The sequence below is a fragment of the Rhizobium sp. P28RR-XV genome (assembly GCF_012641385.1).
Classification (GTDB): domain Bacteria; phylum Pseudomonadota; class Alphaproteobacteria; order Rhizobiales; family Rhizobiaceae; genus Rhizobium.
Genome location: NZ_JABAIG010000009.1, coordinates 294,829 through 316,989, shown reverse-complemented (window position 1 = coordinate 316,989; position 22,161 = coordinate 294,829). Strand labels below are relative to the sequence as shown.

General features: G+C 60.6%; 17 protein-coding genes and 1 riboswitch. Of the genes, 8 read left to right on the top strand and 9 right to left on the bottom strand.

Translation table 11 applies throughout. From position 1 onward, the window contains the following. Entirely contained in the window at positions 1-1,779 is a 1,779-nt protein-coding gene (locus HGP12_RS20830; RefSeq protein WP_168840833.1) for an acyl-CoA dehydrogenase, read from the bottom strand. A gap of 288 nt (positions 1,780-2,067) precedes the next feature. Here HGP12_RS20830 and HGP12_RS20825 point away from each other — a divergent pair, with 288 nt between their 5' ends. After that, positions 2,068-3,069 (top strand): transporter, encoded by a 1,002-nt coding sequence (locus HGP12_RS20825; RefSeq protein WP_168840834.1) that lies wholly within the window; start codon positions 2,068-2,070, stop codon positions 3,067-3,069. 99 nt (positions 3,070-3,168) lie between these two features. On the opposite strand, the gene HGP12_RS20820 is transcribed toward HGP12_RS20825, so the two are convergent. Further along, positions 3,169-3,636, bottom strand: a complete 468-nt coding sequence (locus HGP12_RS20820; RefSeq protein WP_168840835.1) for a BA14K family protein — start codon at positions 3,634-3,636, stop codon at positions 3,169-3,171. Positions 3,637-3,942: 306 nt separating this feature from the next. Here HGP12_RS20820 and HGP12_RS20815 point away from each other — a divergent pair, with 306 nt between their 5' ends. Continuing rightward, a complete protein-coding gene (locus tag HGP12_RS20815) occupies positions 3,943-4,893 on the top strand; it encodes a glycoside hydrolase family 25 protein (RefSeq protein WP_409526845.1) in 951 nt (316 codons plus the stop codon). 100 nt (positions 4,894-4,993) lie between these two features. Here HGP12_RS20815 and HGP12_RS20810 read toward each other — a convergent pair whose 3' ends face one another. Both HGP12_RS20810 and HGP12_RS20805 read right to left on the bottom strand, forming a co-directional pair. Next, a complete protein-coding gene (locus HGP12_RS20810; RefSeq protein WP_168840837.1) occupies positions 4,994-6,082 on the bottom strand; it encodes a hybrid-cluster NAD(P)-dependent oxidoreductase in 1,089 nt (362 codons plus the stop codon). Between the two features lie 2 nt (positions 6,083-6,084). Beyond that, positions 6,085-7,329: an SRPBCC family protein gene (locus HGP12_RS20805; protein WP_168840838.1), complete on the bottom strand. Its 1,245-nt coding sequence runs from the start codon at positions 7,327-7,329 to the stop codon at positions 6,085-6,087. A 96-nt stretch (positions 7,330-7,425) separates the two neighbouring features. Beyond that, positions 7,426-7,630, bottom strand: a riboswitch (cobalamin riboswitch). Between the two features lie 349 nt (positions 7,631-7,979). Here HGP12_RS20805 and HGP12_RS20800 point away from each other — a divergent pair. The 3 genes from HGP12_RS20800 to HGP12_RS20790 are packed head-to-tail and all read left to right on the top strand — an operon-like array spanning position 7,980 to position 11,080. Further along, entirely contained in the window at positions 7,980-8,597 is a 618-nt protein-coding gene (locus HGP12_RS20800; protein WP_168840839.1) for a DUF6656 family protein, read from the top strand. 58 nt (positions 8,598-8,655) lie between these two features. After that, on the top strand, positions 8,656-9,630 hold the full coding sequence (locus HGP12_RS20795) for an L-threonylcarbamoyladenylate synthase (RefSeq protein ID WP_168840840.1): 975 nt from the start codon (positions 8,656-8,658) through the stop codon (positions 9,628-9,630). 19 nt (positions 9,631-9,649) lie between these two features. Further along, on the top strand, positions 9,650-11,080 hold the full coding sequence (locus HGP12_RS20790) for an FAD-binding oxidoreductase (RefSeq protein ID WP_168840841.1): 1,431 nt from the start codon (positions 9,650-9,652) through the stop codon (positions 11,078-11,080). A 2-nt stretch (positions 11,081-11,082) separates the two neighbouring features. Here HGP12_RS20790 and phnF read toward each other — a convergent pair whose 3' ends face one another. Continuing rightward, complete coding sequence (phnF, locus tag HGP12_RS20785; RefSeq protein WP_168840842.1) at positions 11,083-11,817, bottom strand: phosphonate metabolism transcriptional regulator PhnF; 735 nt, start codon at positions 11,815-11,817, stop codon at positions 11,083-11,085. A gap of 72 nt (positions 11,818-11,889) precedes the next feature. Here phnF and HGP12_RS20780 point away from each other — a divergent pair, with 72 nt between their 5' ends. Next, the gene (locus HGP12_RS20780) at positions 11,890-12,441 is read left to right on the top strand and encodes an MOSC domain-containing protein (protein WP_168840843.1); all 552 of its coding nucleotides are present in this window, start codon (positions 11,890-11,892) and stop codon (positions 12,439-12,441) included. A gap of 301 nt (positions 12,442-12,742) precedes the next feature. Here the strand turns inward: HGP12_RS20780 and HGP12_RS20775 are convergent, their stop codons facing one another. After that, a complete protein-coding gene (locus HGP12_RS20775) occupies positions 12,743-15,712 on the bottom strand; it encodes a DNA translocase FtsK (protein WP_205926573.1) in 2,970 nt (989 codons plus the stop codon). 222 nt (positions 15,713-15,934) lie between these two features. Then, positions 15,935-18,442 (bottom strand): DUF1217 domain-containing protein, encoded by a 2,508-nt coding sequence (locus tag HGP12_RS20770; protein ID WP_168840845.1) that lies wholly within the window; start codon positions 18,440-18,442, stop codon positions 15,935-15,937. Positions 18,443-18,759: 317 nt separating this feature from the next. On the opposite strand from HGP12_RS20770, the gene HGP12_RS20765 reads away from it, so the two are divergent. Continuing rightward, the gene (locus HGP12_RS20765; protein WP_168840846.1) at positions 18,760-19,326 is read left to right on the top strand and encodes a DUF6101 family protein; all 567 of its coding nucleotides are present in this window, start codon (positions 18,760-18,762) and stop codon (positions 19,324-19,326) included. Between the two features lie 120 nt (positions 19,327-19,446). On the opposite strand, the gene ubiA is transcribed toward HGP12_RS20765, so the two are convergent. Then, positions 19,447-20,409 (bottom strand): 4-hydroxybenzoate octaprenyltransferase, encoded by a 963-nt coding sequence (gene ubiA / locus HGP12_RS20760; protein ID WP_168840847.1) that lies wholly within the window; start codon positions 20,407-20,409, stop codon positions 19,447-19,449. Between the two features lie 179 nt (positions 20,410-20,588). Continuing rightward, on the bottom strand, positions 20,589-21,362 hold the full coding sequence (locus HGP12_RS20755) for a MipA/OmpV family protein (RefSeq protein ID WP_205926572.1): 774 nt from the start codon (positions 21,360-21,362) through the stop codon (positions 20,589-20,591). A 312-nt stretch (positions 21,363-21,674) separates the two neighbouring features. On the opposite strand from HGP12_RS20755, the gene HGP12_RS20750 reads away from it, so the two are divergent. Continuing rightward, on the top strand, positions 21,675-22,109 hold the full coding sequence (locus tag HGP12_RS20750) for a hypothetical protein (protein WP_168840849.1): 435 nt from the start codon (positions 21,675-21,677) through the stop codon (positions 22,107-22,109). Positions 22,110-22,161: the final 52 nt, after the last annotated feature.

Sequence of the window (22,161 nt, the reverse complement as noted above, 5' to 3'; positions counted from 1 at the left end):
TTAGGCAAGCGCGATGCGGGCGGCTTCGAGGCTGCCGGCTCCGGCAATGACACGGTCGGCAAGGGCGGCGGTTTCGGCCAGGAGGTTCTCGGCGGCGAAGCGGCAAAGCGCGATGCGCTTGCCCCCTTCGCCGTCTCCCGCATCGGCGAGGCCTCCCTTGGCCAGATAGCTTCCGGTCAGCACCAGTCCGAAGAGCCGCTGGTAGGGTGTGGCGCCCGCCAGCGCTTCAGCGACGGCGCCCTCGGCCTGCCTCGACAAAAGCCAGTCGCTCGCCTTCTCGAGATCGGCAATGGCCGCCTGCAGCCGCGACGCGGTCTCGCCGAAACCTTCGAGATTGGATTTTGCGACCGTATCGGCGATCTCAAGCAATTCGGCGATGAAGCCACGCACATGATCGCCATTGGCGATCGTCAGCTTGCGCGTCACCAGATCGATCGCCTGAATGCCGTTGGTACCCTCATAGATCGGTGCGATACGAGCATCACGCAGCAGCCGCGCCGCACCGGTCTCCTCGATGAAACCCATGCCGCCATGGACTTGAATGCCGAGCGAGGCGACATCGACGCCGGCGTCGGTGGAGAAGGACTTGGCGACCGGCGTCAGCAATGCGGCGCGTTCCTGCCAAAAGCTGCCCCTCTGCGGATCGCGATGCGACATGTCGATCGCCTCGGCGCAGGCGTAGCAGATGGCGCGCGAGCCCTGCGTCAAGGCTTTCATCGTCAGCAGCATGCGCGCAACGTCGGGGTGCTCGATGATCGGGCTCATGCCCGACGAGGTCGTGCCCGGCGCGCGGCCCTGGGTGCGCTCCCTGGCATAGGCAATGGCTTTCTGCGTCGCAGCCTCGGCAATCGCAACCCCCTGGATGCCGACGGCAAGACGCGCATTGTTCATCATGGTGAACATACAGGCGAGGCCCTTGTTCTCCTCACCGACGAGCCAGGCGACGGCGCCGTTCTCCGGCCCGTATTTGCCATCGCCGTAGATCATCGTGCAGGTCGGCGAACCATGGATGCCGAGCTTGTGCTCGAGCGAATGGGCGAAATAGTCATTGCGGGCGCCGAGCGAGCCATCGTCGTTGACAAGGAATTTCGGCACGAGGAACAGCGAAATGCCGCGCGTGCCGGCCGGTGCATCCGGAAGACGGGCGAGGACGAAATGGACGATATTCTCCGCCGCCTCGTGATCGCCCCAGGTGATGAATATCTTCTGGCCGAACAGGCGATAGGTGCCGTCGTCGCGGCGTTCGGCGCGGGTGCGCAGCGCCCCGACGTCGGAGCCGGCATGCGGCTCCGTCAGGTTCATCGTGCCTGACCATTGCCCCGATACGAGCTTTTCCAGATATGTCTTCTTGAGGTCGTCGCTGCCATGGGCAATCAGTGCCTCGACCGCTCCCATGGTCAGCGTCGGCGCAAGGCCGAATGCCATGGAAGCCGAGTTCCACATTTCCAGCGTCGCGACATTCAACATATGCGGCAGGGCCTGCCCGCCGAATTCCTCGGGCGCGGTCAAGCCGTTCCAACCACCGGCGATCCAATCGCGATAGAGTTTCTCCCATCCATCGGGAAGCACCACTTTGCCATCGACCAGACGCGCGCCCTGCCGGTCACCGATCTCGGCAAGCGGCTCCATCTCATCTCCGGCAAAACGGCCGGCTTCCGACAGAATGGCATCGACGACATCGGCGCTCAGATCGCCGAGGATGCCCTCCTCCATCGCGCGTTCCATGCCGGCGACATGCTTCAGCGTGAATGCGATTTCTTCGACTGGCGCCTTGTACATGCTGCTTCCTCCGCATTGGTGCCGGCAATGATCCGCCTCACCCGGATCATCGCTCATCTGTGGTCATAGCTAGTTTATTTTTACGTAAACGTCAATTTTATCGAAGCGGCAAAGATGTTGATTTCCACCCTCTCGCGAACCCCGACATCATATACGTCTTGCGCGCGCTGCGCGGCTGTGACATCGCCGCTCGCAGCCGCGATTATTCGACCAAAGCGCGGACTTGCATAAACAATCGTCATGAACGAAGACTAAGGCAACTGTTCGGACAACGCGAATGATACGGCCATGAACACGATCACGTCAGTCAACACGATACCCGGCTTCATATGGGCCTATCGTCTCCGTCCAGGCGAAACCAAGCCGGAACGGCTGCCCGACGATACCGATCGTTCAGCGCTCTTTACGGATGACGGTTTCCTGTGGCTGCATCTCAATCTTGTCGACGCACGCGTACCGGCTTTTCTCGAGGATGCACCGAGCCTGAATGAAGCTGCCCGCATAGCGCTGACAAGTCATGAGACGCATGCGACGGTCACCGTCGACGATCAGATGCTCTTCGGCACGCTAGTCGATTTTCAGCGCGACTTTGCCAGAGACACGCACGATATCGGCTGGCTGCATTTCGCCGTGACCGACCGCATGCTCATCACCAGCCGGCTGCAGCCGCTTCGCAGCCTGGATCGCGTGCGAATGCTGATCGACAAGAATGCCACGAGGTTTTCGCGGCCGCTCGACATTTTCGAGCTGCTGGTCGTCGAATTCCAGCGCACCCTGATTTCGATCGTCATCGAGATCAGCGAAGAGCTCAACCTCATTGAGGACTTCGTCCACGGAAATACGTCACGCGACGAACGCGCGCGGCTGCCGCCCGTGCGGCGGACGATCGTGCGGCTGCACCGGCATCTGCGCACGGTCCTGTCGCTGATGCGCCATGCGGCCGCCTCCGACGACGAGGAAATGCCGCTCGGTTTCGAGGATGTTGCCGGGCGCTTGACGGGCCGGCTCGAAGCAGTCGAGCACGATGTCTATGCATTGCAGGAGCGAGCCAGGCTGCTGCACGAAGAAATCGACTCGAAGCTCGGATCCGAGATCAACCGCCATCTCTACATCCTGTCGATCATGACCGCGTTTCTGCTGCCGCCGACGCTGGTGACCGGCTTCTTCGGCATGAACACCTCGAACCTGCCGCTTTCAGGCGGCGCGGGTGGTACGGAATATGCCGTCGGCTTCATCGTCGCCTCCATGCTGCTGGCATGGTGGCTGCTCAAGCGGGTCAACATTCTCTAAGGTCGAAACATGCACAAGCCGCCCGGCATAGGCCGGACGGCTTGTGATTGTTTTGCAATTCCGGACGGAAAACCGCTCAGCACTTTTCCTGGATTTGCTTTAGAAATACGGCGAGTAGCACTGGCGGCGCGGACCGTAGTTCGGCTGGAACGTGTTGTCGTAAGCACGGTAGGAGCGATAGCGCGACTCGCACCAATCAACGTGACGCGGATTGATGCCGACGCTCGGGGCCGGAGCCGGCGCATAGTAACGCGGCTGGCTGGCGATCGCGCCGCCGATAAGCGCGCCGGCGCCGAAGGCAGCCAGCGGGAACCAATAGCCGTCGTGATAGCGATAACCGTGACGGTAGCCTGAATAGCCGCGATAGCCTCCATACCAGCCACGACGATAGTAGCCGCCGTGACGCCATTGAACCTGTTCGACATTGCCGGGCGCCGCCTGGGTGGGCACGGTCTGACTGGCGATCGGTGCCATGGGCATCTGCATGGCGAAAGACGGTGTGAAGCTCGTCAGAGCGACGGCGGCCGTGACGGCGACGGTCGCGATTTTTGCACGGAAACCAAGCATTTTCATCTCCATTCCCTGGTTCGACTTGGTACTCAAGCCTATAGCGTTTCATGTCGGGAATGCTTCCCGAGCAAGGTTTCGCCGCCTGCTTCGTCGCATATCCGAGTAAACGACAAGAAACGCGGCAGCGCGTTATTTAGTTCCTCAAATCCCTACCAATTTAAGGAGTTATGCAGGGCTCCACGATGAATTTATAGTGATTGCATTCTTAACCCAAGATTAACCAGCAATCCTTACTATTATTTCATGAAGGGATACCGGAAGAGTAACCTCCTGATGTGCGGCTTGCTGACGATCCTGACCCTCATGGGGCCGGTCTCCAAGCCTTCGGCCGGCGAAAGCCAACCCTGGACCGATCCAAAAAATGTCCTCATCGTCGATGCTTACGAGCTGAACACCATCGACTGGAACGCGTTTCTGCAGGACAAACGGATCGCAGGCTTCATCTCCAAAGCCTCCGACGGATTGCCCGAAAGCTTCAGCTGCACCGGCGACCACGGCGGCGATACGGTGGCCCATTGCAGGACGATGTGGCGCAAATATGCTGTCAGCCGCGAGCTGTTCCAGACGCGGCGCATGCTGGCAAAGACGAATGGCCTATTATGGGGCGCCTATCATCTGGGGCGACCCGGCAATCCGATCGATCAAGCCAATCATTTTCTCGACTATGCCGATCCGCAGCCGGACGAGCTGATGGTGCTCGACATAGATGGCATGGACACGGCGCAATTCATGTCGCTGGAGGATGCCCAGATCTTCGTTGCCCACATCAAGGTCAGGACCGGGCGCTACCCCATTCTCTACATCAACCACAACACGGCGCGATACATCGCCGATCATCGGGACACCTATCCGCTGCTGTCGCGGCTCCCCTTGTGGTACGCGCGTTACAAGCCCGATGTGAAAGGCACTTTCCCGCTCGGCAACTGGGACAGCTATGCCATCTGGCAGTTCGCTTCTTCGGACAATTGCTCCGAAAAGAGCTGTCCCTATCGCGTGCCGGGCACGCTCACTGATATCGACGTCAATGTCGTGCCGATGACGCAAGTTCAGCTCGCGAAGGTCTGGCCGCAGGGCGATCTCCTGCCGGCCAAGCCGCTGCCCGCGCCCGATCTGATGATCGCACAGGCGCCGACATGCAACGGGCCGCGACAAACGCTGGTTTCGCTCATGGTCGACGTCGACCCAGTCGTCACGGCGTCAACGCCGCAATCGAAGCCGGTCGAGATCAACGAGCTGAACTACCAGGATTTTTAAAGCGCGCCGTAATCTTTCAGATTCGCCTTTCGCGCTTTGGGTCTTTGATTTTGCGCATGTCGTTACCGCAAAACCGCTGCGCAATTTTGCGCGACATGCTTTAGGCCTCGACCTGGACATCCGTCTTCGGACGGGAGCAGCAGGCGAGGATATAGCCCTCTTCGATCTCGTCATCGAGGATGCCGCCATTGTGGCTCATCTCGACTTCGCCCGAAAGCTTCATCACCCGGCATGTGCCGCAGAGCCCCGACTCACAGGCCGCGCCGATGCGAACGCCGGCGCCTCGCGCGGCCTGAAGCACGGTCTGCCCCGCCGCGCAAACGACATCCTTGCCGGCCATGGTGAAGCGGATCGTCGTTGCGGCCTCACCCGATGCATCGTCGGAAACCTCCGCAAGCGGCGTTGCCGCATTCGCCGGCTGGAAGCTCTCCTGATGGTAGCGCGACATGTCGAAGCCATGCGCCTCCAGCATGGAGCGCACGGCATCCATGAAGACTTCCGGGCCGCAGCAGAAGATGGTCCGATCCATGAAATCGGGCGCCAGCAGGCCGATCTTCGCCTTGTCGATGCGGCCCTTCAATCCGGACCAGAGATCGGTGCGGCCACAGCCCTCGACGATCAAGCCGAGATTGAGGTTCGGCATGAAACGGGCGAGATATTCGAGCTCGGACCGGAAGATGATGTCGGCCGGGCCGCGCGAGCAATTGACGAAGGTAATATCCGACAGCGGTGCGGTATCAGCCATGTAGCGCGTCATCGACATCATCGGCGTGATGCCGGAGCCGGCGGAGACGAACAGATATTTTTCGCCGGGATGACGGATATGGCTGAAATCGCCGAGCGGACCGAACGCCTTGATGCGCATGCCCGGCTTCAGGTTCTCGAACATCCAGCGGGTGCCGATGCTGTCCTTCTGTGCCTTCACCGTCACGGCGACCGAGAAGGGCCGCGATGGCGTCGACGACAGCGTATAGGTGCGCATGACCGGCTCCGGAGCCGTCGGCAGCTCCAGCGTCACGAACTGGCCCGGCAGATAGCGGAACCAGTTGTCCTTGTCGGACCGGAACGTGAAGGTCATCACGTCGGGCGCTTCGGGCGTTGCCGAGAGGCATTCGAGCAGATGCTGCCTGTCGCTCCAGGGCTGCATCTGGTCGAGGTGGCGGTGCGGAAGGGAGACGGTCATATTCATGCTCAGGCAACCGCCGACAGCTTGGCCTGGTCGCCTTGCAGCCGGTTGATCATGAACGTCGTGTACCATTCGACGAACTGCATGACGCCGCCTTCATGGATTTCCGAATAGGGGCCGGGCTCATAGGCCGGCGAGCGGATACCAAAGGCATTCTCCTCGACGATGCGGCGGTCCTGATCGTTGGTTTCGGTCCAGACGTGCGTCAGCTCCTCGAGATTGTAGTCGACGCCCTCGACGGCATCCTTGTGGACGAGCCACTTCGTGGTGACGGCGGTTTCGTCGGCGCTGATCGGCAGGACGCGGAAGGAAATCGCATGGTCGCCGAGGATGTGGTTCCACGTCGTCGGGTAATGGAACAGCAGCATCGTGCCGATGCCGTTGATCGTCACATCCGGCGAAAGCGGCCGCCTGACGGCGTTCTGGCCGGACATGGTGTAGCTCTCGGCCCCCTCGATCAGCGGCATGCGCGCGGCGCGGAACTGTCCATCCGGCGAGATCTTGAACTCGCTCGGCAGGCCGGCCGCTTCGCAGCGCTGCCAGTGTTCGGTGATGACGGGGTCGTTCATCGCGCCCTGCACGCCGGTCACGGTCGGCGCTTCCGGGAAAGTGCGGCAAAGTTCGGGATGATTGGCCGCGCAATGGTAGCATTCGCGGTTGTTTTCCCAGACGAGCTTCCAGTTCCCCTTCTCAATGATGGTGCTCTGGAAGGCAACCTTGGCTTCGCTGATGCGATGCGGTGCCATGTAAGGTTCGATCGCGGCGCGAACCGGCTTGAAATCCGGCGCGTTCTGCGCGAGGCAAATGAAGATGTAGCCGCCGACGCTTTCGCAATGAACCGGCTTCAGCGAATGCTGGCTCTTGTCGAAATCCTCGGCCATCTGGCGGGCAAAGAGCAGAGAGCCGTCGAGCTCGTAGGTCCACTGATGATAGGGGCAGACAAGCTTTGCCGAGGAGCCGCGCTCGGTCGTGCAGACGCGCGAGCCACGATGGCGACAGCTATTGTGAAAGGCGCGGATGACCTGATCGCGGCCGCGGACGATCACGACTGGATAGTCGCCGATCTGGACGGTGAAATAATTGCCCGCGCGCGGCACTTCGCAATCATGGCCGATAAACAGCCAGTCGCGATAGTAGATCGTCTCCATATCGAGCTTGAAGTAGTCCGGATCGGTATAGAACGGTTGCTCCAGGCTCAAACCTGTCCGGTGGTTCTTCAATTGCCGCAGAACTTTGCTGCCAATATCCATTTGCCTATCCTTCGCAGTACCAGGAAACGGGCGCAGGACATGCGTGGCTGGTTGAAGACAGCCCAAAGCAATGCCCCGACCGCCCGCCGCGGTCAGTAAACCATATGTGCCCAAGGCTGGTTTCCGGGCTCTGGAGCGGCCCTGTTTCCAGGGCCCCATGGCACCTTCCCAGGTCGATCGACCCAGTGGCTTTATTCGCCATGCCTTACTCCACTACCGTTGCGGGGGCAGCGCCGGATTTTGACCGGCTTCCCAATTCTCCGTCTCCCTAGCAGACGGCACCTTGAGATTGATTTCATCATATCCCTCGGCCCGATCGGCCGCTGTGCTGCAATGCGACATCGGCTTCGAAATTGACGACAGACGGAACCGGACGATGGGACGGTTGCCTGTCGTTACAATATGGAGAGACAATTCAATCTCTTAGGCGCTTGCATGGGAGATGGCCCGCGCATCGCATGCGCATTCCGCCAATGGCGCTTTATCTTGATTGCGACAGATCCGCGAACGGCTGATAATCAGGGGAATGATTGGGCGGCGGAGAGCGACGGCAGAGCCGCCATCGAGAGCCGTCGCTCCGGCGCGATTAAGCTCGGCTCAAGCTCCATGATCCATCATGACGCCCAGAGAGTTTTATAGCGAGATCCGGCATGGCCAAACTCAGATATTTCGACGCTGGGAAGCCCGCCGAGCCCGAACCGGCGCCAGCGGTATCGACGACGGGGTACAGCGAATTCCTGCGTACCGGCCGCATCAACCGCAACAGGCCGCATTGGCTGGCGGAAGAGCGGGAATACCTCAGCCATGAGCAGGTGGCCGAGCGCACGGCGCTGAAGCTGCGGGACGCCGGTGAAAAGACCCATGACCGGCTCAACAATTTCCACAAGTCCATCCGCTTTCCGAAACTCATTTTTCATCACACGCTGAAGGACACGCCGCATCTCGGCTATTGTCACGTTACCGCCGCGCGGACCCAGTTCGCACGATATGAGGAAGTGAACTGGGCCTTCTATATCGCCAACTTCTTTGCCCGAATCGGCCAGGAAGAAAACTTCTTCGAAGACATCAGCCTGAAATATTCGCGGATGTATTTCGCCGTTGCCATCCATCCGGACAGGCAAGCGGAAGATAAGAAGCTGACGATCAATCGCGACATTCGCGGCAACGGCGTGCTGTTCCACACTCACGATCCGCAGATCGCCATCCGCAATGTTCTCCTGCTCGGCGCGCGCAACGAGCAGCTTCGCGACATCATTCGCCAGCTTTGACGATTGATCCGAAAACTCGAAGAGCATAAGAACGGCCTGAACTGCAAGTAGGCAGGCCATGGCACGACACATAGATATTCTCGAACATCCGCAAACGGCGATAGAGGTTGCGACGGTAACGCTTGCCGAAGGGCTGCCGATCGGTCTGCCGACGGAGACGGTCTACGGTCTCGCCGCCGATGCCACCAATCCCACAGCCATTACCCGGATCTACGAGACGAAGGGGCGGCCGCGCTTCAACCCGCTGATCTGCCATATGAGCGATCTCGCCATGGCGGAACGCTACGCGGTCTTCGATCTCGTCTCGCGCAAGCTGGCGGAGGCCTTCTGGCCCGGCCCGCTGACGCTGGTTCTGCCGCTCAGACCCGATAGCGGTATCCATCCGCTGGCGACCGCCGGGCTCGACACGGTCGGCATCCGCGTGCCCCAGGGCTTTGCCGGCGAGCTGATCCGCGCCTTCGACAGGCCGCTTGCCGCGCCGAGCGCCAATACGTCGGGCAAGATCAGCGCCACCAGCGCAGATCATGTCGATGACGATCTCGGGGAGCGGATCACGCTCATCCTCGACGCCGGGGCCTCGATCGTTGGCGTAGAGTCGACCATCGTCAAGGTCGAGGACGGCGAGTTGCGCCTCCTGCGGCCCGGTGGCCTTGCGGCAAGCGAGATCGAGCGGGTGGCGGGCAAGCCGCTGAAGCGCAGGAAGAAGGCTTCGGCCGCCATTGAGGCACCCGGCATGCTTGCCTCGCATTACGCACCGGGGGCTGCCGTGCGGCTCGACGCGACGGATGTCTCCGCAAACGAGACGCTGATCCGCTTCGGGACGCCCGAGATTGCCGGCATCGATAAAGCCGTCGCCGTGCTGGACCTGAGCGCCACTGGCGACCTTTCGGAGGCCGCCGCAAACCTTTTCGACTTCATGAAGCGCGCCGATGCTACGGGTGCTGCGACCATTGCCTTTTCGCATATTCCCGACGAGGGCCTCGGCGAGGCCATCAACGATCGGCTGCGCCGTGCCGCCGCGCCCAGAGAATAAATCCGGTAAAGGACACGCCATGAGCAGCTCCGCCCCCTCTCCCGACCTCCTTGACCGCTTCGCCGCCATCGTCGGCGAAAAACATGCAGTGCGGGGCCCGGCGGAGATCGCACCGCATCTCGTTGAAAATCGAGGGCTCTATCACGGCGCTTCGCCCATGCTGCTAAAGCCCGGTTCGGTGGAGGAGGTCTCCGCTATCCTCAAGCTTGCCAGCGAGACCGGCGCGGCGATCGTTCCGCAGACCGGCAATACCGGCCTTGTCGGCGGCCAGACACCGCGCGACGGAGGCTCCGATATCATCCTGTCGCTGGAGCGCATGAACCGGGTGCGCGACATCGATCCGGTCGGCAATACGATTGTTGTCGATGGCGGCTGCATTCTTGCCGATGTCCACAAGGCGGTGGCGGAGCATGACCGCATGTTTCCGCTTTCGCTCGGCTCGGAAGGCTCCTGCCGCATCGCCGGCAATCTTTCCACCAATGCCGGCGGCACGGCCGTTCTTGCCTATGGCAATATGCGCCAGCTCTGCCTCGGCCTCGAAGTCGTGCTGCCGACGGGCGAAATCTGGAATGGATTGCGCCGGCTGAAGAAGGACAATACCGGCTATGATTTGCGCGATCTCTTCATCGGCGCCGAAGGCACGCTCGGCGTCATCACCGGCGCGGTGCTGAAGCTCTTTCCGCAACCGCTCGGACATCAGGTCGCCTTTGCCGGCCTGCAATCGGTCGATGACGCGCTGAGCTTGTTCAAGAACGCCTCCAGCCTGTGCGGCACGGCACTGACCGGCTTCGAGCTGATGCCGCGCATCGGCGTCGAATTCACCACACGGCATATTCCGGGGGTGCGCGATCCGCTGGAGACGGCTCATCCCTGGTATGTGCTGATCGATATCTCCACCTCGGATTCGACTGAGACGGCCGAGCGGATGATGACGACGCTGCTGGAAAAGGGCTACGAGGACGGCCTCATACAGGATGCGACCATCGCCAGCTCCGAGGCGCAGCAGAAGGCCATCTGGCACATGCGCGAGAGCATGTCCGACGCGCAGAAGCCGGAAGGCGGCTCGATCAAGCACGACGTTTCCGTGCCGGTGGCGCAGATCCCGCAATTCATGGCGGAAGCCGAAAAAGCCGTTGTCGCCGCCATGCCGGGCGCGCGCGTCTGCGCCTTCGGCCACATGGGCGATGGCAATATCCACTACAACATCTCGCAGCCTGTCGGCGCGGACAAGGCGGAGTTCATCGGTCGCTGGCGCGAGATCAACAAGATCGTGCATGGGCTGGTGCTACAGCACGGCGGTTCGATCTCCGCAGAGCACGGCATTGGCCAGCTGAAGCGCGACGAGCTGGCGACGATCCGCTCCGATATCGAGATGGACCTGATGCGCCGGATCAAGACGGCCTTCGACCCGGCCGGGATCATGAATCCCGGGAAAGTCCTCAAGGTCTGATCCTAGACGGTCACCACGACCCGCTCGGAAGCAAAGCAGCCGACCTGGCAGGAAATGACCGTGCCACCGGCATCGATGTCTTCGCCGGCATAGGCAAGCACGGGCGTCAGGCGCGATTGCTGCAGAAGCCGCGCCTCGGTTTCCGTGGGCATGCGCGCCGTGATGTCGGTGGAACGGCGCCAATAATCCGTCACGCCGTACTCCTTCAGCGCCGCCGTGAACGAGCCCATTGCGGCGAATTTCTCCGCGAGGCCGGGAAAGTGCTTTGCCGAGCAGCTGCGCATGACGACCGAGACGGGAAGCGCGTCGGCATAGGCGACCAGGCACATTTCCAGCACAGTATCGCCCGGCTGCAGGTTCAACCTCGCGGCAATATCGGCGGTTGCCGGAACTTCCCTTGCCGAAGGAACCTTGCGGGTGAGGTTTGCATCCGTCGCGGTGAGATCCTTGCTGAAGCGCACCTTGTTGCCCAGTTGGAAGCGGACAGGCATGTCGGCGCGGACATAGGCGCCGCTGCCGCGCGCCACGCGCAAGAGCCCCTCGCCCTCCAGCTCGGCAATCGCGCGCCGCATCGTCACCCTGGAGACGCCGAATTGTTCGGACAAAGCACGCTCGCTCGGCAGGCGGCTGCCCGGCGCATGCCGGCCCCCATCAATGGCGCGTCTGAGTTCGGCGGCAACAGTCGCCCAGCCTCCCACAGCTTTTGCACCTTCGTCCCGTTGATTTTTCTCATCCATCACAAATCTGTCACCTTGAAATTGGTATATACCAATTTATAAAGATCCAGATTGTTTATGGAAGGGTTCGGCATGGGCGACAAGCGCATATATGTGACCTCGGTCAGCAGCAGCGGCGTGCACGAGTTCAGCAAGCAGATCAGAGATCATATTCAACTGCTGACGGGGCTCGGCGTGGAAGGAGATGCGCATATGGGGGTGACGGTGAAGCACCGCTCCCGCGTCGCGGTCGATCCGACGCAGCCCAATCTGCGCCAGGTGCATATCATCCATGACGAGCTGTTCGACGAACTAGCCGAAAAGGGATTTTCCGTTGCGCCGGGCGACATGGGTGAGAATATCTCGACCAGAGGGATCGACCTGCTTTCCCTACCTCAAGGCACGCGCCTGCATATCGGCGAGGAAGCGATCGTCGAGGTGACCGGCTTACGCAATCCCTGCAAGCAGATCGACAACTTTCAGAAAGGCCTGCTGCATGCGGTGCTCGATAAGGATGCCGATGGCGGACTGGTTCGCAAGGCCGGCATCATGGGCATCGTCTCGCAGGGCGGCCGGGTGCGGCGCGACGATACGATCCGTGTCGAGCTGCCGCCGCTGCCGCACATCAAGCTTGAGCGGGTTTAATATCGAGATCAATCTGACGCCCTCCACCTGAGGAGAAGCCAGCTCTGAGTTTGCTGAGCGTCCGATACCCCCCTCTGTCCCTTTCGGGACATCCCCCCACAAGGGGGAGATTGTTGGGAGTATGTCGCACCACTTCACTAAGTCAGCGCATTTTGGTTTCTGCGGGCGAGACGTTTGTTTGAGGCAGGCATGTGCCGCTGGTCACCAATCTCCCCCCCCTGTGGGGGAGATGTCCCGAAAGGGACAGAGGGGGGTGCACACTCTCCGCGATTATCGCAGCCAATGTCATCCCCCAATTATACTAATCGAAATCGTCCTGACCCGAATTGCCGCCGCCATTGCGGTTGCCGGTGATGATCTCGCGCTTGCCGACATGGTTGGCGGGGCCGACCAGACCGTCCTTTTCCATCCGCTCGACGAGCGAGGCGGCGCGGTTGTAGCCGATGCCGAGGCGACGCTGGATGTAGGAGGTCGAACACTTCTTGTCGCGCATGACCACCTTGATCGCCTGCTCGTAAAGATCGTCGCCGTCTTCCGAGGCAATCGCGCCCTTATCGAAGACTGCGGTATCTTCTTCCTCGTCTTCTTCGTCCTCGTCGGCGGTGACGGTGTCGAGATATTCCGGACGGCCCTGCAGCTTCAGGTGAGCGACGACCTTCTCGACTTCCTCATCGGACACGAAAGGACCGTGAACGCGGGAGATGCGGCCGCCACCGGCCATATGCAGCATGTCGCCCTGGCCGAGGAGCTGTTCGGCACCCTGCTCGCCAAGAATGGTGCGGCTGTCGATCTTCGACGTGACCTGGAAGGAGATGCGCGTCGGGAAGTTCGCCTTGATGGTGCCAGTGATGACGTCGACCGAGGGACGCTGCGTTGCCATGATCAGGTGAATACCGGCGGCACGCGCCATCTGCGCCAGACGCTGGATCGCACCTTCGATCTCCTTGCCGGCGACCATCATCAGGTCGGCCATCTCGTCGACGATGACGACGATATAGGGCATCGGCGTCAGGTCCATTTCTTGGCTTTCCTCGATCGGGGCACCGGTACCCTTGTCGAAGCCGGTCTGGACCATGACGTGGATCGTCTCACCCTTTTCCTTGGCGGAGGCAACGCGGCTGTTGTAGCCGTCGATGTTGCGAACGCCGAGGCGCGACATCTTCTTGTAGCGATCCTCCATCTCGCGCACCGCCCATTTCAGCGCCATGACGGCCTTCTTGGGATCGGTGACGACGGGGGTCAGGAGGTGCGGGATGCCGTCATAGACGGAAAGTTCCAGCATCTTCGGATCGACCATGATGAGGCGGCACTGTTCCGGCGTCATGCGGTAGAGCAGCGACAGGATCATCGTGTTGATCGCGACCGACTTGCCCGAGCCGGTGGTGCCGGCAACCAGCAGATGCGGCATCTTCGCCAGCTCCGCGATGACGGGCTCGCCGCCGATGGTCTTGCCGAGGCCAAGCGCCAGCTTATAGCCGCTCTTCTCGAAATCGGGCGAATCGATCATCTCGCGGAAATAGACGGTCTCGCGGTTGACGTTCGGCAGTTCGATGCCGATGACGTTGCGGCCGGGAACGACGGCGACGCGAGCCGAAAGAGCCGACATCGAACGGGCGATATCGTCGGCGAGGTTGATGACGCGCGAGGATTTGACGCCTGGCGCCGGCTCAAACTCATAAAGGGTGACGACCGGGCCTGGACGGACATGGATGATCTCGCCCTTGACGCCGAAGTCCTCCAGCACGCTTTCCAGAAGGCCGGCATTCTGCTCCAGCGTTTCCTGCGTCATGATCACGCCGGAACGAACGGCAGGTTCCTGTAGCAGTTCGCGCGGCGGCAGCTCGTATTCGCCGTCAGCGGAGCGGGCGATCGGCCGCCATTCGGGCGGCGTCAGCGATGCGGGCCGGCGCGGCGAGATCCGCGATGGTGGTGCGTCGATCAAACGCTGAGCGGCGGCTTCGACCGCGGGGATCGTCGGCGCAGCCTTGGCGACCGGTTGGGCAGCAGCCGGCGCGGCGGCCTTGGTCGGCATCGGCGCCACGACCATGACAGGCGCGGGCCGGGTTTCAGCTTCGGCACCATAGACGGCGGTTACGAAAGCGGGCGGCACGAATGTTTCGGCCGGCTCCGCGACGGTCCGCGGCTCGGCCGCAGGTGCTTCGACGATGACGGGGTCCGCCTCGACGACCGGGGCCAGAACGGCGGCCTCAAGCGCGGCAAGCTCGTCCATGGCCGGCGTGCTCAGATCTGCCTCCAGTAAGCTGGAAGCGGTTCCGACGGGGGCAATCGTTTCGGCGACCGAAGACGGCACGACAATGGGTTGTGCCTCGACAGCGGCGGCCGGACGGCGGCACTCGACGACGCGGAACTTCGCAATGATCGATTCGGCATCGACTTCCGGCTTGGGCGGCATTGCCGGCTGCTTCGGCCCACCCTTGAGGGCAGAGACGAACTCACCGTCGAACGGCATCGCATCCCAGAAGGCGAAATCGGAAAGATGGACAAGACGCGACTCGACCACAGGCGCGGCTAGGGACTCGGGAACACTTGACTGTACAGGGGAAGCATCCAGCGCGATCGCGGGAGCTTTCGAAAATGCGGTAGCGATAACGGTCATCTCCAATGCGTCCGGCTCGGTTGCCGGAGAATTCTGAATTAGTGAGGGCATGTAGCCCCCGACCGCAAAAGGCATGTCCTCAAGCGGCGGCAGGTGGAACTCGTCCTGCCGCGCGGGCGGAACGACAATGGTTGCAGCCGGGGTTGCAGCCGCCTCGACGACCGGCGACTCCATCACGCGCATGGTAGCGTGCGCGGAGACCTGCGGCCTGACTTCGGCCTTCGGCTCGGCCGGCGGACGGCGGCTGATGATTTCGTTTTCGCGCGTGCGGGTGAAGCGCACGTTCGGACCCATCAGGAAGGCATTCTGCCAGCCGGGCGATGCGAGATCTTCCGCGGAGATTCCCTGCGGCAGAATGGCCATTTCCTGCTCGCTCGTAGCGGCGGCTGCCTGCAGCGCTTCCACGACCGGCGGCGGTGCGGCGGCGGTGCGCCGTCTCACCTCTTCGGCAAGGCGCTTTTCCTCGGCGCGGCGCTGTTCTTCAGCCTTGCGCTTGGCTTCGCGGGCGTTGCGAATCTTCTCTTCCAGAAACGCGCGGCGAGCGGCGATCTGCTCGGACCGGCGCGCCTCTTCGGCTGCCTGCTCCGGGTCGAGATCGCCCTCCGGCTGGACGCCTTGTGACGCATTGGAAACTGTCGTTCGGGAAAGACGCATGAGACCTGCAACCCAGTCATTGATATTGCCGTTGGCTTCCCAAATCGAATAGGGCAAGGATGGTTAATAAGTTCCTTCCTGCCGTTGTGGAAAGCAGCCATCCCGCCCCGGTCGAACGACCCCTGCGCATCCCGGTAAACCCCACGGAAACAAGCGCATGGCGGTCCTTTACCGGCGCGAAACCGCGACGAGGAGACAGGTTAAATTTTTTGCGGGAGCCTGCTATCGCGACGAGGACAGTTGCGCGATGGAAAGCAGCGTGTCGGCGCTGATGCCGGCGCTGGAAGAGGAGCCGGTGAGAATCGAAAGCGCCGGAGATGTCGAGGAGGTCGTATTGTTCTCGAGGTCGTACATCGCGGAGAATCGCTGCAGCAGCTTGTTGACCTTGTCGGGGTCCTGCAGGTCGGTAACGTCGACGAATTTGCTCAGCATCTTGGCCTGGGTATCGACATCCATGTTGGAGATCGAGCTCGGCAGATTGTAGGTCGTGGTGATGACCTCATAAAGCGCCGAATCGCCCATGATGTCATAGACCGAATTGATATCCGGCGCTTTGCGCTGGAAGTAGAGGGCCAGGCGCACGCCGGCATTGGTCTCGCCTTCCTGATCTTCCAGCGTCTGATGCAGGTAAAGATCGTTGGTTGCGGCGAGCGTGCCCTGGTTTTGCGCCGTGCCCAACTTACTGTCGGTCAGGTTTCCGTCGGTGTCGAAATTGAACGCTTCGACGATGCTCTTGAACTTGGCACCGTCATCCGTGTTGATGAAGCTCTTCGAATCGGACAGATCCGAAGCAAACGCCTTCTTCAACGTGGCCGTATCGACGGTCTTCGGATCGATGCCGTTGGCAGTCAGGATGAAATTGGTCAGTTTGCTGTCGGCCAGCAGATCCTTGAGGCTGGTGACCTTGACGATATTGGTCGCAAAATAGGTGCCGGCGTCCTTGGCGTCGCTGGTCGCCTTGGTCAGCTCGGCGCCCGTCAGACCGGCCGTGGTCCGGCTGGAATAATCGGAGATATAGCTGTTGACCTGCGTCTGCGACAGGGACTGGATCGGCGCCTTCAGATTGCCCTTGCTGTCGAAGTTGAAGGCCTTGGCAAGCTCGGTAAAGCGTGGATCCTTCAGCGAATTGACATAGCTCTTCGGATCGTAGGGGTCGCTTTCGAGGATCTTCGTCAGCTGGGACTTGGTGACTTCGTTCTCGCTGATCCCATAAGCCCGTAGCGCCATCTCGTAGAGTTCCGGCGCGCTGTCGTTGGTGGTATCGCTGTCGGCGGTGTTGCTCGTGAAGAAATCCTTGATGGTCTTCACGTCGGAGATGCGGTTCTTGTAATTGTTGACGGCATCCGTCGTCAGCGTCGACTGCGACGACTGGTAGCTGCTCATATAGGCCTTGGAGGCCGCGTCGATCTCATCCTGTGACTGCGCGGTTTGGCCGGAGGCGAGCGTGCCGTCCGATTGGAAATTGAACTGCGAAACGACATCAGTCAGGCCGAATATGGCGGCGGTCGACGGATCGCCGAAAGCATTCTTGAAGACGACCGCCGGCGTCGTCGGATCGATGTTGTAGGCCTGCCTGATGTAGTCGAAGAGGCGCGTATCAGAGGTCAGCTGGTCGACGGAGGTGATCGAACCGATGTGGTTCTTGTAGTAAAGGTCATTGTCGGCCGCACCGACGCTCGTGACGAACGAGGGCACGGTGGAATTATAGGCGCTCATCACATCGGCCTGCTGGCCGAGGGTCTGGGGGCCTCTCGGATAGTTTGCGGTATAGGCTGTCGTCGTGGCGCTGATCTGATCCGCGGTCTGCGCCTGCGAGCCGGAGGCGACTGTTCCATCGCTCTCAAAGTTGAACTTGGCCATGACATCCGTCAGCCCGTTCGAAGTCGCCGTACCCGCATCCTCGGCCGAAGCGTTGAACTGATCGGCCGTGATATAGGCGGGGATATCGAATGCCGTCTTGACGTATTGGAACAGCTGCGGATTGGACGTCAGCTGATCGACGGAGGTAATCTTGCCGATATTGGCCTCGTAATAGGCCGTATCGCTGTCCGCCGTCGATGTCTTGACCGTGCCGTCGGCATTGAAATTGAATTCCGCCACCAGGGCCTTGTCGGCGGCGCTGCCGTTCTGATTGACGTAGCTGTTGGGATCGCTGGGATCGCTCGTCAGCATCTGCTTCAGAATGGAGTTCGACGCATAGGTCGGGTCGATGCCATAGGCCTGCAGCACATAGTTGCGCAGGCGAGTGTTGCCGAGGAGATCATCGACCGTCTTAACGGAGCTGATATTCTGGCTGTAGTAGTTCGTTTCGGTCGCCGCGGCCGTCTCCTCATTCGTAAACGACTGCTGATAAAGGCCGATGAGATCGTCTTCCTGCGTGCTGGTCTGTGCCGTATTCGTGCTGCCCGTACCGAAATTGAACGCGGCCGCGAACTGCTTGTAGCGCGGATCGGTCAGCTTATTTGCGAAACTGCTGGAGTCGCTGAGGTCGCTGGTCAGCACCTGTTTCATAAAGGCCTTGGCATAGGTCATGTCCGAAAGCCCGTAGGCTTCCATGGCGTAACTGTATAGCTGATAGTCATTCAGGAAGTCATCGACATCGGTTACTTTGCCGATATTGGCGTTGTAATAGTCGATCAAACGCTTGTTTTGCGACTGTGATGCCACCTGGTTGAGCGAGGTCGCCATATCTCTGGTTGCGATCGTATAACCAAGATAAGTGGAAATCATCAGCAGGATCCCAATAGATCTCTAATAAAGGGGACGAATCTATTTGCCATTATTGCATACAAACCTTACCTGAGACTTACACAGGCTCGCCTTATGCGTGCACTATATTGGCGCGCTGCCCTGCCGTGTGTTCATCTTATGGAAACCCTGATGCATTCGATTTTGCTAACCATTTGAGGACGCAAAGTTTTCTTAACCTCGATTTTTAAGCTGTCTGGAAGGGACGGCGCCTAATCTGCCCAACAACGAGAGGACAAAAGTTCTCCGAGAGAAGACCGGAAAAACCGGCTCTCAGGTAAAGCAAGGGTAGAAAATCGATGACAAATACCGTCCTGAAGCCCGATTGGGCTGGAACCACACTGCGGCTCGATCCGGCGCGCTTCCCGCAACAGGTCAGCTATGCCATGCGCGGTGCCGTTGGTGATGTCACCATTACGATCGACGAGCGCGGCGCTGTGCTGCGCAAGATCCTGCCGTCCAGCGGCCTGCCGCTGTCCGTCGCCTTGCCGAAACGTGCCTTCAAGGGCGTCGCCGCCCGCGCCATCGACCATGGCGACGGCGAAGTCACCGTCACGCTGGAACTGCATCACTCCGATCCGGATCTCTGCATTCCCCTTCTCGTCGCCCACGACCTGAGCGACATCGCCGCCGACTGGCGTTCCTGGTCGGAAGCCTTCCGCATTCCGATGCTGATGATCGAAGCCGACGGCGTCGCCCGCCCGCTGGAAGAACATCTGGGCGGCGTCCGCTCGCAGGACAGCCAGCCGCGCCGCCGCCACTCCTATTTCGCCGATCGCCGCCCGCGCTTCCTCGTGCGCCGCACCACAGGCAAGCTCGGCGTCAAGATGAAGATCGAAGGCCGCGAGATCATCGCAAGGCGTTGAGCCGCATTCGCCGAAATCCGGCCATTCTGAAAGACCGGCTGTGGGACGAACAATCCCACGGCCGAAATCTTTTATGGTGTCAGCAAGATTTGCTGTCCGCTTCAGCTTGGAACAATTCCCTCACGGGATCAGAAACAGGAACGACAGGAAGAGACCGGCAAAGATGATCAGGCCGACCCGATTGTTCGATTTAAACAGGGCAAGGCATTGCTCGCCATCTTTGATGTCAAGCACGGCAATCTGGTAGGCGAACATGCCGCCGGCGACAAGCAGGCCGAGATAGGCAAGCCAGGTCGCTCCGGCCAGCGCAAAGGACGTCAGCATCAGAAGCAGCGCGGCACCATAAAGGCCGACCAGCCAGAGGCGCGTCCGATCGCCAAAAAGACGGGCCGTCGAGCGCACGCCGATCAGCTCGTCGTCTTCCTTGTCCTGGTGGGCGTAGATCGTGTCGTAACCGATCGTCCACAGGATGGAGGCGAGATAGAGCACGATCGGAGCAAGCGACAGGCTGCCGAAAAGGCCCGCCCAGCCCATCAGAGCACCCCAGGAAAAGGCAAGACCGAGGAAGAATTGCGGCCAGTCGGTGAAGCGCTTCGCAAAGGGATAGAACGCGACGATGCCGAGCGACAGCACGCCGAGAACGACGGCAAACCAATTGAACTGCAGCAGCACCAGCAGACCGACCAGGGCCTGCAGCGCGATGAAGGCCTTGGCCTGCGCGCGCGTCACACGGCCCGATGGCAGCGGACGCGAGCGCGTGCGCGCGACCGACATGTCGATCTCATGATCGACCAGATCATTGTAGGCGCAGCCGGCGCCACGCATGGCGACCGCGCCGATAAAATAGAGAACGAGGTGATAGATCACCACGAAGCCTGGCGAGCCGTGCCCCATGGCGACGGAAGCATTGGCCGCCAGCGCGACCGACCAGAAACACGGCCACATCAGAAGCTGCCAGCCGATCGGCCTGTCCCAGCGCGCAAGCTGGGCATAGGGCCACAGCCAGGGAGGCAGGACGCGATAGACCCAGTTGCCGGATGGCGCGTCAGCAACGCGCCCATTGATGTCGCCCGTGTTTTGCATAGGCGAGTAGTAGTGACATCCGGCGCCGGAGGTCAAGCGGCGGGGCGTTAGAGTCGGATGATTTTAGGTCGCAGCGACCTAAAATCTGAATCCGCCCTAAAATCAAAGAATTAGAGCATGATGTTGTCCGAAGACCGCTCAAACACCTTTCAGCATCATGCTCTGGCCCCGCCCATTTCTCAATGCGTCGTGAAATTGAACTTGTAGCTGGCCGAGACGCCGATCAGCAGCTGGTTGCGGTCGCCGCGCTCGCGCACGAGGCTGCTGTCGGCAGCCGGGCCGGTGAGCCGGGTATATTCCAGGAAGGTGCTGGTGGTCCAGTTTTCCGATGCCTTCCAGGTCAAGGCGCCGCCGACACCAACGGACTTCACCCCGCCGCCGGGATTGTAGCGGCCGAGGCCGGAAGCGGCGGATTCACGCGCGTCAACGCCGTAGTAGGTATTGAAATAGTCGTTGGTGGCCATCGTCATGCGCGGCCCGCCCGAGAGGCGCAGCTCCGGCGTAATATCGGTAAAGGCGTCGATGGCCGCATCGGCGACGAGGCCACTGTGGGAACGAATGCCCTGCCGCACTTCGATGCGGGCGCGCAGCCAATCGGTCGGATAGGCTTCAGCGAAACCACCGGCTTCGGCACCCCATTTCACCTTCTTCAGCCCCCTCAGTTCGCGCCCGTCGCTGCTGTCGCGGCTCGGCACGAACTTGCCGACGATACCGACACGAAAATCGTTGGTCTCGATCAGGGCGAAGGATGGATTGTCGTTGCGTGATGAAAAGCGCGGCCCGGGACCCTGCCGGCCGATCGAGACCAGCGGCGACCACTGCAGCTTGTTGTGCCTGCCGCCTTCGAATTTCGGCGCGGAGAAACCGGCCGCACCGACGCTTAGGTACCAATCACCCGACCAGAAATGCTGACCATCGGCGGCGGAGGCGGCACCGGCACAGGCAACGGACAGGCCAAAAACGAAAAGAAAACGCGACTTTGCAAACACACTGCAACTCCATGATACGCAATACAAAGGGCTATGAACGCAGCCCTAGAGTTGCCGCAAAATATTCGGATCGCGTTACCGCTCTCTTAACCACAAGACGCTGAATTCGATGAAAAGAACCAAATTCAGGTTGTGTGGGCGGTGGCATCGGGCATGCGGTGATCTGTCGCGGTGATTTAATTGCCGCATGAGTTACTCAATCACAGGTAACGGTCGGCATTTCCTTTGTCGCCCGCCATTTTGCAGCCCCCCTCGATTTTCAAAGAAGAGCAACGAATGAAGACCGTATCTCTGATTTCCTTAGGTCTGTTTCTCAGCGCTACCATGGCGTTTTCCGGCTGCGTCAGCGCCCCGATCGGCGGGGCAAAACAAAGCCAGTTTTCCCGCCAAATCGCGCCGGGCAAGAAGACGAAGATTACAAGCGCTTCTCTTGTGAAGCAGGACCGCACGTTTGCAGGGTTTCCCTATACGGGTGTCGTCAAGGCGCCTGCCCATGGCAAGATTGAGGTCGAGCACGGCCCGGTCGCAGCAAAGTTTCCGAAAGACAGCAACGCCTACCTGTGCTCGGGCAAGGCGGTTCAGGGAAACATTGTCTACTACACGCCGAACCCAGGTTTCTCGGGCACAGATCAATTCACCATGCGACTCACGGGACTGAATACCGACGGCACCGTGCAGGACGGCACGTTCATCGTCCATGTCGGCAAATAACGACCTTGCGGCTTGACGGAGCAAGACCAGAAACGCCGGATCATGGGCTTCC

What these genes read in the sequence shown, in the direction of transcription:
- HGP12_RS20830 (WP_168840833.1), bottom strand. Translation starts at nt 1,779, where the DNA reads ATGTACAAGGCGCCAGTCGAAGAAATCGCATTCACGCTGAAGCATGTC.
- HGP12_RS20825 (WP_168840834.1), top strand. Translation starts at nt 2,068, where the DNA reads ATGAACACGATCACGTCAGTCAACACGATACCCGGCTTCATATGGGCC.
- HGP12_RS20820 (WP_168840835.1), bottom strand. Translation starts at nt 3,636, where the DNA reads ATGCTTGGTTTCCGTGCAAAAATCGCGACCGTCGCCGTCACGGCCGCC.
- HGP12_RS20815 (WP_409526845.1), top strand. Translation starts at nt 3,943, where the DNA reads ATGGGGCCGGTCTCCAAGCCTTCGGCCGGCGAAAGCCAACCCTGGACC.
- HGP12_RS20810 (WP_168840837.1), bottom strand. Translation starts at nt 6,082, where the DNA reads ATGAATATGACCGTCTCCCTTCCGCACCGCCACCTCGACCAGATGCAG.
- HGP12_RS20805 (WP_168840838.1), bottom strand. Translation starts at nt 7,329, where the DNA reads ATGGATATTGGCAGCAAAGTTCTGCGGCAATTGAAGAACCACCGGACA.
- HGP12_RS20800 (WP_168840839.1), top strand. Translation starts at nt 7,980, where the DNA reads ATGGCCAAACTCAGATATTTCGACGCTGGGAAGCCCGCCGAGCCCGAA.
- HGP12_RS20795 (WP_168840840.1), top strand. Translation starts at nt 8,656, where the DNA reads ATGGCACGACACATAGATATTCTCGAACATCCGCAAACGGCGATAGAG.
- HGP12_RS20790 (WP_168840841.1), top strand. Translation starts at nt 9,650, where the DNA reads ATGAGCAGCTCCGCCCCCTCTCCCGACCTCCTTGACCGCTTCGCCGCC.
- phnF (WP_168840842.1), bottom strand. Translation starts at nt 11,817, where the DNA reads ATGGATGAGAAAAATCAACGGGACGAAGGTGCAAAAGCTGTGGGAGGC.
- HGP12_RS20780 (WP_168840843.1), top strand. Translation starts at nt 11,890, where the DNA reads ATGGGCGACAAGCGCATATATGTGACCTCGGTCAGCAGCAGCGGCGTG.
- HGP12_RS20775 (WP_205926573.1), bottom strand. Translation starts at nt 15,712, where the DNA reads ATGCGTCTTTCCCGAACGACAGTTTCCAATGCGTCACAAGGCGTCCAG.
- HGP12_RS20770 (WP_168840845.1), bottom strand. Translation starts at nt 18,442, where the DNA reads ATGATTTCCACTTATCTTGGTTATACGATCGCAACCAGAGATATGGCG.
- HGP12_RS20765 (WP_168840846.1), top strand. Translation starts at nt 18,760, where the DNA reads ATGACAAATACCGTCCTGAAGCCCGATTGGGCTGGAACCACACTGCGG.
- ubiA (WP_168840847.1), bottom strand. Translation starts at nt 20,409, where the DNA reads ATGCAAAACACGGGCGACATCAATGGGCGCGTTGCTGACGCGCCATCC.
- HGP12_RS20750 (WP_168840849.1), top strand. Translation starts at nt 21,675, where the DNA reads ATGAAGACCGTATCTCTGATTTCCTTAGGTCTGTTTCTCAGCGCTACC.